The sequence below is a fragment of the Lacrimispora struthionigena genome, assembly GCF_048627165.1.
In the GTDB taxonomy this organism is placed as follows: Bacteria; Bacillota; Clostridia; order Lachnospirales; family Lachnospiraceae; genus Lacrimispora.
In genome coordinates this window covers 522,524-535,944 of the sequence record NZ_JBMBWP010000002.1, presented here as the reverse complement: position 1 = coordinate 535,944, position 13,421 = coordinate 522,524, and the positions used below count along the sequence as shown (strand labels likewise).

At 43.9% G+C, this 13,421-nt stretch carries 12 protein-coding genes; 11 read left to right on the top strand and 1 reads right to left on the bottom strand.

All coding sequences use genetic code 11. The features are described 5' to 3' along the window. Positions 1-6: 6 nt before the first annotated feature. The 4 genes from ACOAOT_RS11410 to ACOAOT_RS11395 all read left to right on the top strand — a co-directional run bounded on the left by ACOAOT_RS11410 (position 7) and on the right by ACOAOT_RS11395 (position 4,913). Positions 7-783, top strand: a complete 777-nt coding sequence (locus ACOAOT_RS11410; RefSeq protein ID WP_420217069.1) for a tetratricopeptide repeat protein — start codon at positions 7-9, stop codon at positions 781-783. 12 nt (positions 784-795) lie between these two features. After that, entirely contained in the window at positions 796-2,067 is a 1,272-nt protein-coding gene (gene hflX, locus ACOAOT_RS11405) for a GTPase HflX (protein WP_420217068.1), read from the top strand. 129 nt (positions 2,068-2,196) lie between these two features. Beyond that, on the top strand, positions 2,197-4,563 hold the full coding sequence (locus tag ACOAOT_RS11400) for a ribonucleoside triphosphate reductase (RefSeq protein ID WP_420217067.1): 2,367 nt from the start codon (positions 2,197-2,199) through the stop codon (positions 4,561-4,563). Between the two features lie 80 nt (positions 4,564-4,643). Beyond that, entirely contained in the window at positions 4,644-4,913 is a 270-nt protein-coding gene (locus tag ACOAOT_RS11395; RefSeq protein WP_420217066.1) for a hypothetical protein, read from the top strand. Positions 4,914-4,993: 80 nt separating this feature from the next. Here the strand turns inward: ACOAOT_RS11395 and ACOAOT_RS11390 are convergent, their stop codons facing one another. Then, entirely contained in the window at positions 4,994-5,422 is a 429-nt protein-coding gene (locus ACOAOT_RS11390) for an RrF2 family transcriptional regulator (protein ID WP_104438406.1), read from the bottom strand. A 178-nt stretch (positions 5,423-5,600) separates the two neighbouring features. Here ACOAOT_RS11390 and ACOAOT_RS11385 point away from each other — a divergent pair, with 178 nt between their 5' ends. The 7 genes from ACOAOT_RS11385 (at position 5,601) to argF (ending at position 13,421) form a co-directional block, all read left to right on the top strand. Then, positions 5,601-6,968, top strand: coding sequence for an MATE family efflux transporter (locus ACOAOT_RS11385; RefSeq protein ID WP_420219416.1), 1,368 nt, complete (start codon positions 5,601-5,603; stop codon positions 6,966-6,968). Beyond that, positions 6,965-8,875, top strand: coding sequence for an NAD(+) synthase (locus ACOAOT_RS11380; RefSeq protein ID WP_420217065.1), 1,911 nt, complete (start codon positions 6,965-6,967; stop codon positions 8,873-8,875). The genes ACOAOT_RS11385 and ACOAOT_RS11380 overlap by 4 nt, the downstream gene beginning before the upstream one ends. Before the next feature lie 13 nt (positions 8,876-8,888). Continuing rightward, positions 8,889-9,668 carry a TrmH family RNA methyltransferase gene (locus ACOAOT_RS11375; RefSeq protein ID WP_420217064.1) on the top strand — a complete coding sequence of 260 codons (780 nt, stop codon included), beginning with the start codon at positions 8,889-8,891 and terminating at the stop codon, positions 9,666-9,668. Between the two features lie 128 nt (positions 9,669-9,796). Continuing rightward, positions 9,797-10,237, top strand: coding sequence for an NfeD family protein (locus ACOAOT_RS11370; protein WP_420217063.1), 441 nt, complete (start codon positions 9,797-9,799; stop codon positions 10,235-10,237). Position 10,238: 1 nt separating this feature from the next. Then, the gene (locus ACOAOT_RS11365) at positions 10,239-11,168 is read left to right on the top strand and encodes an SPFH domain-containing protein (protein WP_420217062.1); all 930 of its coding nucleotides are present in this window, start codon (positions 10,239-10,241) and stop codon (positions 11,166-11,168) included. Positions 11,169-11,241: 73 nt separating this feature from the next. After that, entirely contained in the window at positions 11,242-12,396 is a 1,155-nt protein-coding gene (locus ACOAOT_RS11360) for a patatin-like phospholipase family protein (protein ID WP_420217061.1), read from the top strand. Positions 12,397-12,485: 89 nt separating this feature from the next. Continuing rightward, on the top strand, positions 12,486-13,421 hold the full coding sequence (argF, locus tag ACOAOT_RS11355; protein ID WP_420217060.1) for an ornithine carbamoyltransferase: 936 nt from the start codon (positions 12,486-12,488) through the stop codon (positions 13,419-13,421).

Here is a 13,421-nt window from a genome sequence, read left to right as displayed (position 1 = left end):
ATTAAAATGAAAAGAAAAACCGGATATGGAACACTTTTAATTGTTCTGACCCTGATTCTTACCATGTCAGCGGGCTGCGGCAAAAAAGAGAATCGGTACACTTACCGGGCTGATGGAATTAAGGCTCTGGGTGAAGGTAATTACAAAGACGCCATACAGTCATTTGACCAGGCAATTGATTCGAAAAAGGGTCTGGTAGGAAAATTTGATATGGATGTATTAAAATACAGGGCAGAAGCAGAGTATTTATCCGGTGATTATGAGGCGGCTGTAGGAACCTATGACATCCTGATCAAGGTAGATGGGGATAAACCGGAGTATTATAATATGCGGAGTGCTTCAAAAGCTGGTGCAGGAGATGATGACGGAGCCATTGCTGATTATAACCGAAGCAATGAACTTGATCCCAATGGCAAGGCCCCGGGAAGAATGAATGCTCTTATGGCAGCTGGTGCAGCTATGGAAAAAGCAGGATCAGCATCGGATGCCATGACGCTCTATGAAAGTGCTGCAGCTGGAGGAGAGGCCGGACCCATGATCTACAACCGAATGGGCTTGTGCAAAATGGCACAAAAAGACTGGGATGGAGCCCTGGAATCCTTCCAGAAAGGACTGTCAGCACCTGAAGCCAATGGTGTACCGGAGCTGTTATTTAACATTGCCGTAGTTTATGAACGAAAGGGAGAGTTTAAGAAAGCACTGGATACCATGGAACAGTATGTTTCAGCGCATGGGCCAGATGAGGAAGCACAACGGGAAATTACATTTTTGGAATCTAGATAGTTTGGAGAGGGAATGGCAGAACTGATCGAGTTAAAAGAGATAGAAGAAAAGGTTATTTTAACAGCAGTGAGTACGGGAGACGGCACAGATGTAAGTGCCTCCTTAGATGAGCTGGAAGAGCTGGTTAAAACAGCTGGGGCTGTTACTGTGGATAAGGTCATACAGAACAGGGAGAGGATTCATCCGGGAACTTATCTGGGAAAAGGTAAGATTGATGAGATCCGGGAGAGAGCCTTCCAACTTGGAGCAACGGGAGTGGTGTGTGACGATGAACTTTCCCCTGCCCAGATGCGCAATTTAGAGGATGCACTGCAAATTAAGGTGATGGACCGCACCATGGTGATTCTTGATATATTTGCAGCAAGAGCTACCACAAGAGAAGGTAAGATACAGGTGGAGCTTGCCCAGTTAAAGTACCGTTCTGCAAGGCTGGTGGGACTAAGAAGTTCCTTATCAAGGCTGGGCGGAGGAATCGGTACCAGAGGACCGGGCGAGAAGAAGCTTGAGATAGACCGAAGACTGATTCATGACCGGATCAGTGTTTTAAAGTCTGATTTAGAGGATGTGAAGCGTCACAGAGAGGTGGCCAGACAGCAGAGAGATAAAAATCATATGCCAGTAGCTGCAATTGTGGGTTATACCAATGCTGGAAAATCCACATTGTTAAACCGTATGACTGATGCCGGGATCTTGGCGGAGGACAAGCTGTTTGCTACGCTGGATCCAACCACAAGGAATTTAAGCCTGCCAGGTGGTCAGCAGATTTTATTGACCGATACGGTAGGATTTATAAGAAAACTGCCTCATCATCTGATTGAAGCGTTTAAAAGTACGCTGGAAGAAGCCAAATACAGTGATATTATTCTTCATGTGGTGGACTGTTCCAACCCACAGATGGAGATCCAGATGCATGTGGTTTACGAGACGTTACGGGAGTTAGGGGTTACAGACAAGGTGATGGTTACGGTATTTAATAAGATCGATGCTGCCGAACCTGATAACACGCTTAAAGATTTCTCTTCGGATTTTCAGGTGCGGATTTCTGCGCGTACAGGGGAAGGGATTGATGAGCTGGAGAACCTTTTGGAATCCATTCTTAGAAGCAGAAGAATATATCTGGAAAAAGTCTACTCTTACAAAGATGCAGGTAAGATCCAGCAGATCCGTAAATACGGTCAGCTTTTAAAAGAAGAATACTTAGAAGATGGAATACTGGTCAACGCTTACGTGCCCGCAGAATTATTTGCTGGTCTGGCAGAAAACCGGGAATTTATTGACGAATGACAAAAACACAATATCTAGAATTTTGGACAAAAACAAAATCTAGATATTGTGTTTTCTTTTTTGTTCTGCTATAATACATCTGTGTGCTAAAAAAGTCATAACGGTTTTTGTGAAAGGAGTAAAGGTTTAATGATCCAGGTAGTGAAAAGAGATGGGGAAGAAGCTGAATTTAGTTTGGGGAAGATCACGGAAGCCATTAAAAAAGCGTTTAAGGCAACCGGAAAGGAGTACAATAACGAAATTTTAGAGCTTCTGTCTCTGCGTGTGACGGCAGATTTTCAGGAGAAAATGAATGAAGGTATGATTACAGTGGAACAGATCCAGGACAGTGTGGAACATGTACTGGAACATGCAGGATATACAGATGTGGCAAAAGCCTACATATTATATAGAAAACAACGGGAAAAGATACGGAATATGAAGAACACCATTCTGGATTATAAAGATGTGGTGAACAGCTATGTAAAAGTTGAGGACTGGCGTGTAAAAGAGAACTCAACCGTTACGTACTCTGTAGGAGGACTGATCCTAAGCAACTCCGGTGCAGTGACGGCTAATTACTGGCTTTCAGAGATCTATGATCATGAGATAGCAGAAGCCCACAGGAATGCAGACATTCATATCCATGATTTATCCATGCTAACCGGTTACTGTGCAGGCTGGTCGTTAAAACAGCTGCTTTTAGAGGGTCTGGGAGGAATTTCTGGAAAAATCACTTCGTCTCCTGCAAAGCATTTATCCGTACTCTGCAACCAGATGGTTAACTTTCTTGGAATTATGCAGAATGAGTGGGCAGGTGCTCAGGCATTTTCTTCCTTTGATACCTATCTGGCTCCCTTTGTAAAGAGTGACCAGTTATCCTATCCGGAAGTAAAAAAGTGCATTGAGTCCTTTATTTATGGTGTGAATACCCCCAGCCGCTGGGGCACCCAGGCACCATTTTCCAATATCACTCTGGACTGGACCGTTCCTTCTGATATGGCTGAATTAAATGCCATTGTGGGCGGAAAAGAGATGGCTTTTAAATATAAAGACTGTAAAAAAGAGATGGATATGGTCAATAAGGCTTTTATCGAAACCATGATCGAAGGGGATGCCAACGGAAGAGGTTTTCAGTACCCGATTCCCACTTATTCCATCACCAGAGATTTTGACTGGAGTGACACAGAGAACAACCGCCTGTTGTTTGAGATGACCTCCAAATACGGAACACCTTATTTCTCCAATTACATCAACAGCGATATGGAACCAAGCGATGTAAGAAGTATGTGCTGCCGTCTCAGACTGGATCTAAGAGAATTAAGAAGAAAGACCGGAGGCTTCTTCGGATCAGGAGAGAGTACAGGTTCTGTTGGCGTAGTTACCATTAATATGCCAAGGATCGCTTATCTGGCAAAAGATGAAGCAGATTTTTATAAACGCTTAAACCGTATGATGGATGTGTCGGCAAGATCCTTAAAGACCAAGAGAGAAGTGATTACGAAGCTTTTGGATCAGGGACTCTATCCATATACCAAACGCTACCTGGGAAGCTTTGAAAACCATTTTTCCACCATCGGGCTGATTGGTATGAACGAGGTCGGTCTTAATGCAAAATGGCTTGGAAAAGATTTAACCGATACAAAGACACAGCAGTTTACAAAAACAGTTTTAAATTATATGCGGGAACGGCTATCTGATTATCAGGAGCTGTATGGAGACCTTTATAATCTGGAGGCGACTCCGGCGGAATCTACCACCTATCGTCTTGCCAAGCACGACAGGAAGTACTATCCGGACATTAAGACTGCTGGTCATGAGGGAGATACCCCTTATTACACCAACAGCTCCCATCTGCCTGTAGATTACACAGCCGATATTTTTGATGCACTGGATATTCAGGATGAGCTTCAGACGCTTTATACTTCAGGAACTGTATTTCATGCATTTCTGGGTGAAAAGCTGCCTGACTGGGCAGCGGCTGCAAAGCTGGTTAAAACCATTGCAGATCATTATAAGCTGCCATATTACACCCTGTCTCCTACCTATTCTATCTGTGCAGATCATGGATATCTGGCAGGAGAGCATCATGTCTGCCCGGTCTGCGGCAGAAAAGCAGAAGTTTACAGCCGTATCACCGGCTATTACCGCCCGGTACAAAACTGGAATGAGGGAAAGACCCAGGAGTATAAAAACCGTACAACCTATAACATTACCGGTTCCGTTCTTAAAAATGCCACTCAGGAGCAGAAGTCTGAAAAAGGAATAGATAAGAAACCGGAGATGCCGGCAGGCGCATATTTATTTACTACGAAAACCTGTCCCAACTGCAAGCTGGCAAAACAGTTCCTTCAGAATGTGGATTATGAAACAGTGGACGCAGAGGAGAATGCTGAACTGGCTCATAAGCTTGGAATTATGCAGGCACCCACACTTGTGGTAGTTAAGGATGGTCTGATCCAGAAAATCACCAATGCTTCTGATATTCGTAAATTTGCAGAGAGCATCCCTTGTTGATAAATAGTAGTCAGTCAAAAGATTCTGTGTTATAATAATACAGAATCTTTTGGCGTTTCAGACAGAAAGGGGTATCGCAGATGGAATATGAGAATACGTGGGTCCTGTATGGCGATGGGGGAGCAGCAGCCAGAAAGAGTATTGAAGCAGAACATCACTATATCAGCCTGCAGATGCAGACGCATGGAGACGGTGTTTATATACTGGTAATAGAGGCTGGAATAGAAGCGGTGTCCGTAGAACTTAAGTCAGGAACACTGAAAGAAGCCTTACAGGAAGCCGATGAATTTGCAAGAGATTATTTTCGTGAAAAGGCCCGTTTGTTTGAAGAAATTGCAGACCGGATCTGACAGATAAATTAAAATCCGTTGAATTGCAGAGCTAAGATGCTTCTGTAATCCAACGGATTTTGTTGTTGATCACGGACTAGTCAGTCTTCTATTCCTTCCAGCCGCTTCTGTTCTGTGACAAGGTCGGCAAGTGTGATACTGTCCACCACATCAGAGATTGCCTTGTCCAGTTTCTTCCAGACCATCATGCTGGCGCATGTATCAGCTTTGCTGCAGGAATTAATTTCTTCTTCCATACAGGATACCGGTACCAGACTGCCTTCCGCAAGCCTGAGGATCATGCCCACGGTGTATTCGGAAGGGTCTTTTGCAAGATAATAGCCTCCCTGGGCGCCCCGGCGGCTTTTCACATATCCGGCTCGGCTTAAAATGGTGACAATCTGCTCTAAGTACTTGTCAGATATGTCCTGCCGCTCTGCGACATGGTTGATCTTCGTGCATTCACCGGGACGAAGTGCAAACTCAATCATCATGCGGAGCGCATAACGTCCCTTGGTAGAAAATTTCATCACTGTAAATCCCCCCTGATTATTCTTATCTGTTTAGTAGGATATTAAAATATTTTACACGATTGGGATTAAAAAGTAAACCTTAAATTATCCGGCTTCCAAATTGTCGAAAAAGGATGTATACTAATACTCATTGGGAGATTGGAAAAAAGTAGGAGGATTATTTGTGAGTAAAAAAATGCATGCGAATCAGGTGATCATGACAGAAGGTGTAATCTGGAAACAGCTTCTTGCCTTTTCCCTGCCGCTCCTGGTTGGAAATCTGTTTCAGCAGCTCTATAATACGGTGGACTCAGTCGTAGTGGGCAACTTTATCGGCAGTGATGCGCTGGCAGCTGTAGGATCCAGCAATTCACTGATTAATTTAATTATCGGTATGTTTATGGGTATCGGAACAGGAGCAGGAGTTATAATATCCCAGTATTACGGTGCAGATGAAAAGCAAAAACTGCATTGGGCCGTACATACCACCATGGCATTAAGCATGATAGGGGGCTTTTTACTGATTGCACTTGGATTATTTTTATCCCCGCTTATCCTTGTTTTAATGGGAACTCCGGAATCGGTTATGCCAGGTTCCGTTGCATATCTGCGGATCTTTTTCTGTGGGTCTTTGTTTAATCTGGTATATAATATGGGGTCAGGTGTACTGAGGGCTGTGGGAGACTCAAAGAGGCCTTTGATTTTTCTATGCATTTCCTCTGTCATTAATATTGTTCTCGATCTTTTGTTTGTGGTGGTTTTTCATATGGGAACTGCAGGCGTTGGTTATGCGACTGTGGCTGCACAGGGAGTATCCGCTTTTCTTACAGTCAGAGCACTGGTTCGGACCGATGACAGTTACCGGTTGGAACTGAGTAAAATAAAAATAGACCGGCGCATGATGGCGAGGATATTAAAAATAGGAATTCCAAGCGGAATACAGCAGTCAATTATATCCCTATCCAACGTAATCGTTCAGGCTAATATCAACAGTTTTGGCGCTGCTGCCATGGCAGGTTTTGGCTCTTATAGTAAGATTGATGGATTTGCCATGCTGCCACTACAAAGTTTCTGCATGGCAGCGACCACATTTACCGGACAGAACATCGGTGCCAGAAAGTCCAGGCGTGTGAAGCAGGGTGTATTTCAGGGTCTTGTAATCAGTATGATTTATACCATTCTTATTTCCATTATTCTTTATCTGAATGCGGAACGTATTTTAAGAGTATTTTCACCGGATCAGGACGTAATCGCATATGGTTATTCCTCCATGCTGATTCTGCTTCCATTTTACTGGACCATGGCAATTCATCAGATCTTAATGGGCAGTATTCGGGGAAGCGGAAGAACTATGGTGACCATGCTCATCGGAGTTGGAAACATGTGTATCCTCCGAATGATTTATATTAATTTACTGGTACCATTTTTCCCCAGTTTTGAAGCGGTGATGTGGTGTTATCCTATAACATGGCTTACTACCATGGGAATGGACTGTATCTATTCATGGAAGGCAAAATGGATACCAAAAGGGAAAGAAGAACAGATAGGAGAAAAAAGTCAATGAAACATGGATATATCAGGGTTGCAGCAGCCACTCCAGACGTAAAAGTTGCAGACCCCCAGTTTAACAGAGAAAATATTGTAAGACTTATCCGGGAGGGAATTGAGAGCAATACAAAAATCATGGTATTTCCTGAACTATGTCTTACTGCCTATACCTGCGCAGATCTCTTTGGACAGGATGCTCTGCTTACCAAAGCGAAAGAAGAGTTAAAGGTGATTGTGAAAGAGACCCAGGGCAGCGACTTACTTGCTTTTATCGGACTGCCATGGGAGAGAGACGGAAAGCTATATAATACGGCTGCTGCAGTACAAAACGGCAGAATACTTGGACTCATACCAAAGACTAATCTCCCTAATTATTCTGAGTTTTATGAACTGCGGTATTTTGAGCCAGGAAACAAAAAGCCGGTTATGGTCTCCTGGGAGGGATATGAAATCCCCATGGGAACAGATCTGCTTTTTGCCTGTAAAGATATCCCCGGCCTGGTAATCGGAACAGAAATCTGCGAAGATGCATGGGTGCCGAATCCTCCCTCCATACGCCATGCAGTTGCAGGAGCCACTGTCATTGTAAACTGCTCTGCAAGTGATGAAACCACTGGAAAAGATCTTTACCGGAGAAGTCTGATTACCGGACATTCTGCCAGTCTTGTCTGCGGTTATATCTATGCCAATGCTGGTGAAGGAGAATCCACACAGGATCTGGTATTCGGGGGACAGAATTTAATTGCCGAGAACGGGCTTTTGCTTGCAGAATCAAAACGGTTCGGCAATGAAACCATTTATGCAGATATGGATCTGGAACGGCTCATTCATGAGAGGAGACGAATGACCACGTTTCCGGCAGCTGACAGGGAGAATTATCTGGTAATTCCGTTTGCAATGGAACAGGTGGAGCTGGATTTAAAAAGAAGGATTGATCCAAGGCCGTTCGTACCCGATGGAGAAGCAGAGCGAAACCGCAGATGTGAAGAGATTCTGTCTATACAGGCCATGGGCTTAAAAAAGAGACTGGCACATACAGGTTGCCAGGATGTGGTAATTGGTATATCTGGAGGTCTTGATTCCACACTTGCCCTTTTAGTGACTGCCCGGGCTTTTGACATGCTTGAAATCCCCAGAAATCGTATTCATGCAATCACCATGCCCTGCTTTGGAACCACAGACCGGACCTATCAGAATGCCTGCATACTGACAGAAAAGCTGGAGGCAGAATTAACAGAGGTCAATATCAGAGAAGCGGTATCCATTCATTTCCGTGATATCGGACATGATCCGGACCAACACGATGTTACCTATGAAAACTCCCAGGCCAGGGAGCGAACCCAGATTCTTATGGATCTGGCCAACCGCTTTGGAGGTCTTGTCATCGGTACCGGAGACATGTCTGAACTTGCACTTGGCTGGGCCACTTACAATGGAGACCATATGTCCATGTATGGAGTCAATGCATCAGTTCCAAAAACGCTGGTACGCCATCTGGTTCGTTACTATGCCGATACCTGTGAGGAGGAAGCGTTAAAGGAAGTGCTTATGGATGTTCTTGATACTCCTGTAAGTCCGGAGCTGCTGCCTCCAAAGGATGGAGAAATCGCCCAGAAGACAGAAGACCTTGTAGGACCATACGAGCTTCATGACTTTTTCCTCTATCAGATTTTAAGATTCGGTACCCGGCCTTCCAAAGTTTACCGAATGGCTCTTGCTGCCTTTGCCAAGCAATACGAACCGGAAGTCATTTTAAAATGGCTGAAGGTATTTTACAAACGATTTTTCAGCCAGCAGTTTAAGCGCTCCTGTATGCCTGATGGCCCCAAGGTGGGTTCTGTAGCAGTTTCTCCAAGAGGGGATCTGCGTATGCCAAGTGATGCAGTCAGCAGCCTGTGGCTTTTAGAACTGGATAATTTATAAAGAGAGGTACCATATGATAACAAGCAGTGCCAATGGGAAAGTGAAACAGGTGATGAACCTGATAAAGAAGGCCAAAGCCAGAAATGAAAGCGGATTATTTGTGGCAGAGGGGCTTCGCATATTTAAGGAAATCCCCCGTGAACAGATTGACAGCATCTTTGTCTCGGAAAGCTTTCTAAAGGAAGAAGAGAGAAAACACCTGATAGACGGAATGAAGTATGAAGTTCTTACCGATGAGGTATTCCAGGTGATGTCAGATACAAAGACGCCCCAGGGGATTTTAGCCCTTGTAAAACAGCATGCTTATACCCTGGAGGATCTTACCCGTGTCCCCGGACCTGCTTTTTTAATGATTCTGGAAAACATACAGGATCCGGGAAATTTAGGGACGATTATAAGGGCAGGAGAAGGAGCAGGAATCACCGGAGTGCTTATGAACAGCACCACTGCGGATATCTATAATCCCAAGGTGATCAGATCTACCATGGGTTCTGTTTTCAGGGTTCCGTTCGCCTATACAGATGATCTGGCTGCCTCCATTCTTCAGTTAAAGAATAAAGGGATTAAGTTGTATGCAGCACACTTAAATGGCAGGAATAATTATGAAAAAGAAGATTATACTGTTGATACAGGGTTTTTAATTGGCAATGAAGCCAATGGACTTATGGAAGATACTGCAGGGCTTGCAGATGCTTACATTAAGATTCCTATGATGGGAAGTGTGGAGTCTTTAAATGCGGCAGTGGCTGCATCTGTTCTGATGTTTGAAACCGCAAGACAGCGCAGAGGTTAGTTTTTTCAAAAAATCAGGCTTTTTACTGCGGGAATGTTGAGAAATGCCTGAACATATAGTATGATAGTGTCAACGGATAGATTTGCCGTGGTGCTTTGCCTGATATGGCAGGGAAGGGGAATGAGATAATGGCAGCGATCTATTGGCTTATAGGTTTTGTGGTACTCCTTGGAATTGAAGCAGCTACGATGGCGCTCACTACCATCTGGTTTGCAGGAGGAGCACTGGTAGCATTTGTATTAGCCTTATTTGGTGTTAATACACAGGTGCAGCTCGCAATATTTGTTATTGTATCTTTTATACTTTTGTTTTTTACCAGACCCTTTGCCTTACGATATGTAAACCGGTATACTGTGAAGACCAATACGGACAGCCTGATTGGTAAATATGCCAGAGTTACAGCAGAGATTAATAATTCGGAAGGGAAGGGCGCTGCAGTTTTGAACGGACAGGAATGGACTGCAAGGGCTCAGGATGATGATAAGATCTATCCGGTTGGAGCCATGGTAGAAGTAAAGGAAATTAAAGGTGTCAAGTTGATTGTAAGCAGGAAACAGGAGGAAATGTAAGATGGGAGCAATTGGATTTTCAGCAGTTATTATTATTTTGGTTATTATTCTGGCAATATTGTCATCCTGTATCAGAATTGTTCCGCAGGCCCAGGCGCTTGTTGTGGAACGGCTTGGAGCATTCCTGGATGCGTGGACAGTAGGTGTGCACATTAAGCTGCCTTTTCTTGATCGGGTGGCAAAGAGAGTGAATTTAAAGGAACAGGTAGCGGATTTCCCGCCCCAGCCGGTTATTACTAAGGATAACGTTACCATGAGGATTGATACAGTTGTATTCTTTCAGATTACAGATGCAAAGCTTTATGCTTATGGTGTAGAAAATCCGATTATGGCAATTGAGAATCTGACGGCAACTACTCTCCGTAATATTATCGGTGATTTAGAGCTTGACCAGACTCTTACTTCCAGAGAGACCATTAATGCGAAGATGAGAGAAACTCTGGATATCGCTACAGATCCATGGGGGATCAAGGTAAACCGTGTAGAACTGAAAAATATTATGCCACCGGCAGCCATTCAGGATGCCATGGAAAAGCAGATGAAGGCGGAACGTGAACGACGGGAATCAATCTTAAGGGCAGAAGGAGAAAAGACGGCTACGGTGCTTGTGGCAGAAGGTAAAAAAGAATCAGTAATTCTTGATGCGCAAGCTGAAAAACAGGCTGCGATTCTTCGTGCAGAAGCCGAGAAAGAAAAGAGAATCCGTGAGGCAGAGGGTGAGGCAGAAGCAACATTAAAGATTCAGCAGGCCAATGCCGATGGTATCCGCATGTTAAAAGAAGCTGGAGCGGATCAGGCTGTCCTTGTTATTAAAAGTCTGGAAGCGTTTAAGGCTGCAGCTGATGGTAAGGCAACTAAAATCATTATACCGTCTGAGATTCAGGGATTGGCAGGACTTGTTTCCTCTATTACTGAATTACCCAAAGAATGAGTTAACCGCAGCGGATGTCTTATGACTTCTTGCTGCGGTTTTTGCAGACAAAGACGGGAAGTTGGGGGTCTTTATGGAGCTTAAACTTGATTTGAACCGGGAATATGGGCTTGTTTTAGAAGGCGGAGGCGCCAAAGGTGCGTACCAGATTGGGGCGTGGAAAGCACTTCGGGAAGCGGGAGTAAAGATAAAAGGGATTGCAGGTGCGTCTGTCGGATCTTTAAACGGTGCCTTAATCTGCATGGATGACTTAGACCGGGCAGAGGAAATCTGGAAGAACATCGATTACTCTCAGGTAATGTCGGTCAGCAACGAAACCATGGAAGCTCTGAAAAAGAAGGATTTTAAATCTTTGAATTTACAGGAATTAATTGCCAAAGGTTTCCAGCTTGTTAAAGACGGCGGATTTGACATTACTCCCCTGAAGGATCTGATTGCCAATGTGGTTGGGGATGAAGCGAGAATTGTTGATTCTGACAGAGAACTTTATTCCGTAACTTATTCCGTTTCCGACCGAAAAGAGCTGGTAGTTGATTTAAGAAAGGGAGAAATGGGCACAGTTAAGGATATGCTTCTGGCAAGTGCTTATTTTCTCGCTTTTAAAAATGAAAAGCTTGGTGGAAAACGGTATATGGATGGGGGTGGTTTTAACAATGTCCCCTTGGATGTGTTGATTGATCATGGTTATGAAGATATTATTGTAATCCGGATTTATGGCTGGGGGGCTGATAAGGAACGGGTGGTGAAGATACCCGATGGAACCAAAGTCTACCATATCGCTCCCAGACAGGATCTTGGCGGAATATTGGAATTTGATAAGAAACAGGCCAGAAAGAATTTAACACTGGGCTACTTTGATGCTATGCGGTTCTTATATGACCTTGCCGGACGGATCTATTATATTGATGCACCAAGGACAGAACCTTATTATTTTGATAAGATGATGTCTGAGATGGAACTTTTAAAACTGTATATGAAGGATATGATCGGTGAGAATGGATTGGAGGCTCTCAGCGGATACCGGGTATTTACAGAGACGCTTTTTCCCAAGCTTGCTTTGGATTTTAAACTGAAAGAAGGCTGGGACTACAAGGATATGTATCTTGGTCTTTTAGAAGACCTGGCAAAGCGGCTAAAAGTGAAACGGTTCCGGATCTATACCGTAGAAGCACTTCTTTTTGAAATCCGAAAAAAGATCCATTCCCTGGGAGACGGGGCTTCCTTTTAATAAATTTGTATTTTTAAAAATATAGCTTGCATGAATATACATGATATACTATAATAATGAATAAAAATACAGTTAACGGAGGAAATCATATGAATCTGAAGGGAAGAAATTTTATAACATTAAAGGATTATACACCGGATGAGATTCAGTACTTACTGGATCTGTCTGCGGATTTAAAGGCTAAGAAAAAGCAGGGAATGACCGGAGACTCTTTAAAAGGGAAGAATATTGCACTTATTTTTGAAAAGCCATCCACCCGTACCAGGTGTGCATTTGTAGTAGCTGCCGTAGATGAAGGAGCTCATCCGGAATATCTGGGGAAAGATGATATACAGCTGGGTCATAAGGAAAGCGTGGAGGATACAGCAAGGGTTCTGGGTCGGATGTTTGACGGCATTGAATTCAGGGGCTTTAAGCATAAAACAGTGGAAGCTCTGGCTGAATATGCAGGTGTTCCGGTTTGGAACGGTCTGACAGAGGATTATCACCCCACTCAGATTCTTGCAGATCTTCTGACCATCAGGGAGCACTTTGGATACTTAAAAGGACTGAAGTTTGTTTATGCAGGAGACGGACGTAATAATATGGCCAACAGCCTGATGATTGGTATGAGTAAGATGGGAGTTCATTTTACCATTCTTGCACCGGAATGCCTGTGGCCAAACAAGGAACTGGTGGAACTTTGCCAGGGGTATGCAGATGTAAGCGGAAGCACCATTACCTTAACAGAAGACTGTGAAAAGGTAAAAGATGCAGATGTTATTTACACCGATGTATGGTGCTCTATGGGAGAGGAAGAAAAGGCGGCAGAGCGTGTTGCACTCTTAAAACCATATCAGGTGAATCAGGAACTGATGAATAAATCAGGCAAGGATACTACTATATTTATGCATTGCCTGCCGGCGGTAAAAGGCAACGAAGTGACAGAGGATGTCTTTGAATCCGGTGTATCGGTAGTATTTGATGAAGCGGAAAACAGAATGCATACCATTAAGGCAGTGATGGTGGCGACGTTAGGAGAATAG

Excerpts from the sequence above, each read along its gene's own strand:
- ACOAOT_RS11390 (WP_104438406.1), bottom strand. The coding sequence starts at position 5,422 with ATGAAATTTTCTACCAAGGGACGTTATGCGCTCCGCATGATGATTGAG.
- ACOAOT_RS11365 (WP_420217062.1), top strand. The coding sequence starts at position 10,239 with ATGGGAGCAATTGGATTTTCAGCAGTTATTATTATTTTGGTTATTATT.
- ACOAOT_RS11410 (WP_420217069.1), top strand. The coding sequence starts at position 7 with ATGAAAAGAAAAACCGGATATGGAACACTTTTAATTGTTCTGACCCTG.
- ACOAOT_RS11400 (WP_420217067.1), top strand. The coding sequence starts at position 2,197 with ATGATCCAGGTAGTGAAAAGAGATGGGGAAGAAGCTGAATTTAGTTTG.
- ACOAOT_RS11360 (WP_420217061.1), top strand. The coding sequence starts at position 11,242 with ATGGAGCTTAAACTTGATTTGAACCGGGAATATGGGCTTGTTTTAGAA.
- ACOAOT_RS11375 (WP_420217064.1), top strand. The coding sequence starts at position 8,889 with ATGATAACAAGCAGTGCCAATGGGAAAGTGAAACAGGTGATGAACCTG.
- ACOAOT_RS11385 (WP_420219416.1), top strand. The coding sequence starts at position 5,601 with ATGCATGCGAATCAGGTGATCATGACAGAAGGTGTAATCTGGAAACAG.
- hflX (WP_420217068.1), top strand. The coding sequence starts at position 796 with ATGGCAGAACTGATCGAGTTAAAAGAGATAGAAGAAAAGGTTATTTTA.
- ACOAOT_RS11395 (WP_420217066.1), top strand. The coding sequence starts at position 4,644 with ATGGAATATGAGAATACGTGGGTCCTGTATGGCGATGGGGGAGCAGCA.
- ACOAOT_RS11370 (WP_420217063.1), top strand. The coding sequence starts at position 9,797 with ATGGCAGCGATCTATTGGCTTATAGGTTTTGTGGTACTCCTTGGAATT.
- ACOAOT_RS11380 (WP_420217065.1), top strand. The coding sequence starts at position 6,965 with ATGAAACATGGATATATCAGGGTTGCAGCAGCCACTCCAGACGTAAAA.
- argF (WP_420217060.1), top strand. The coding sequence starts at position 12,486 with ATGAATCTGAAGGGAAGAAATTTTATAACATTAAAGGATTATACACCG.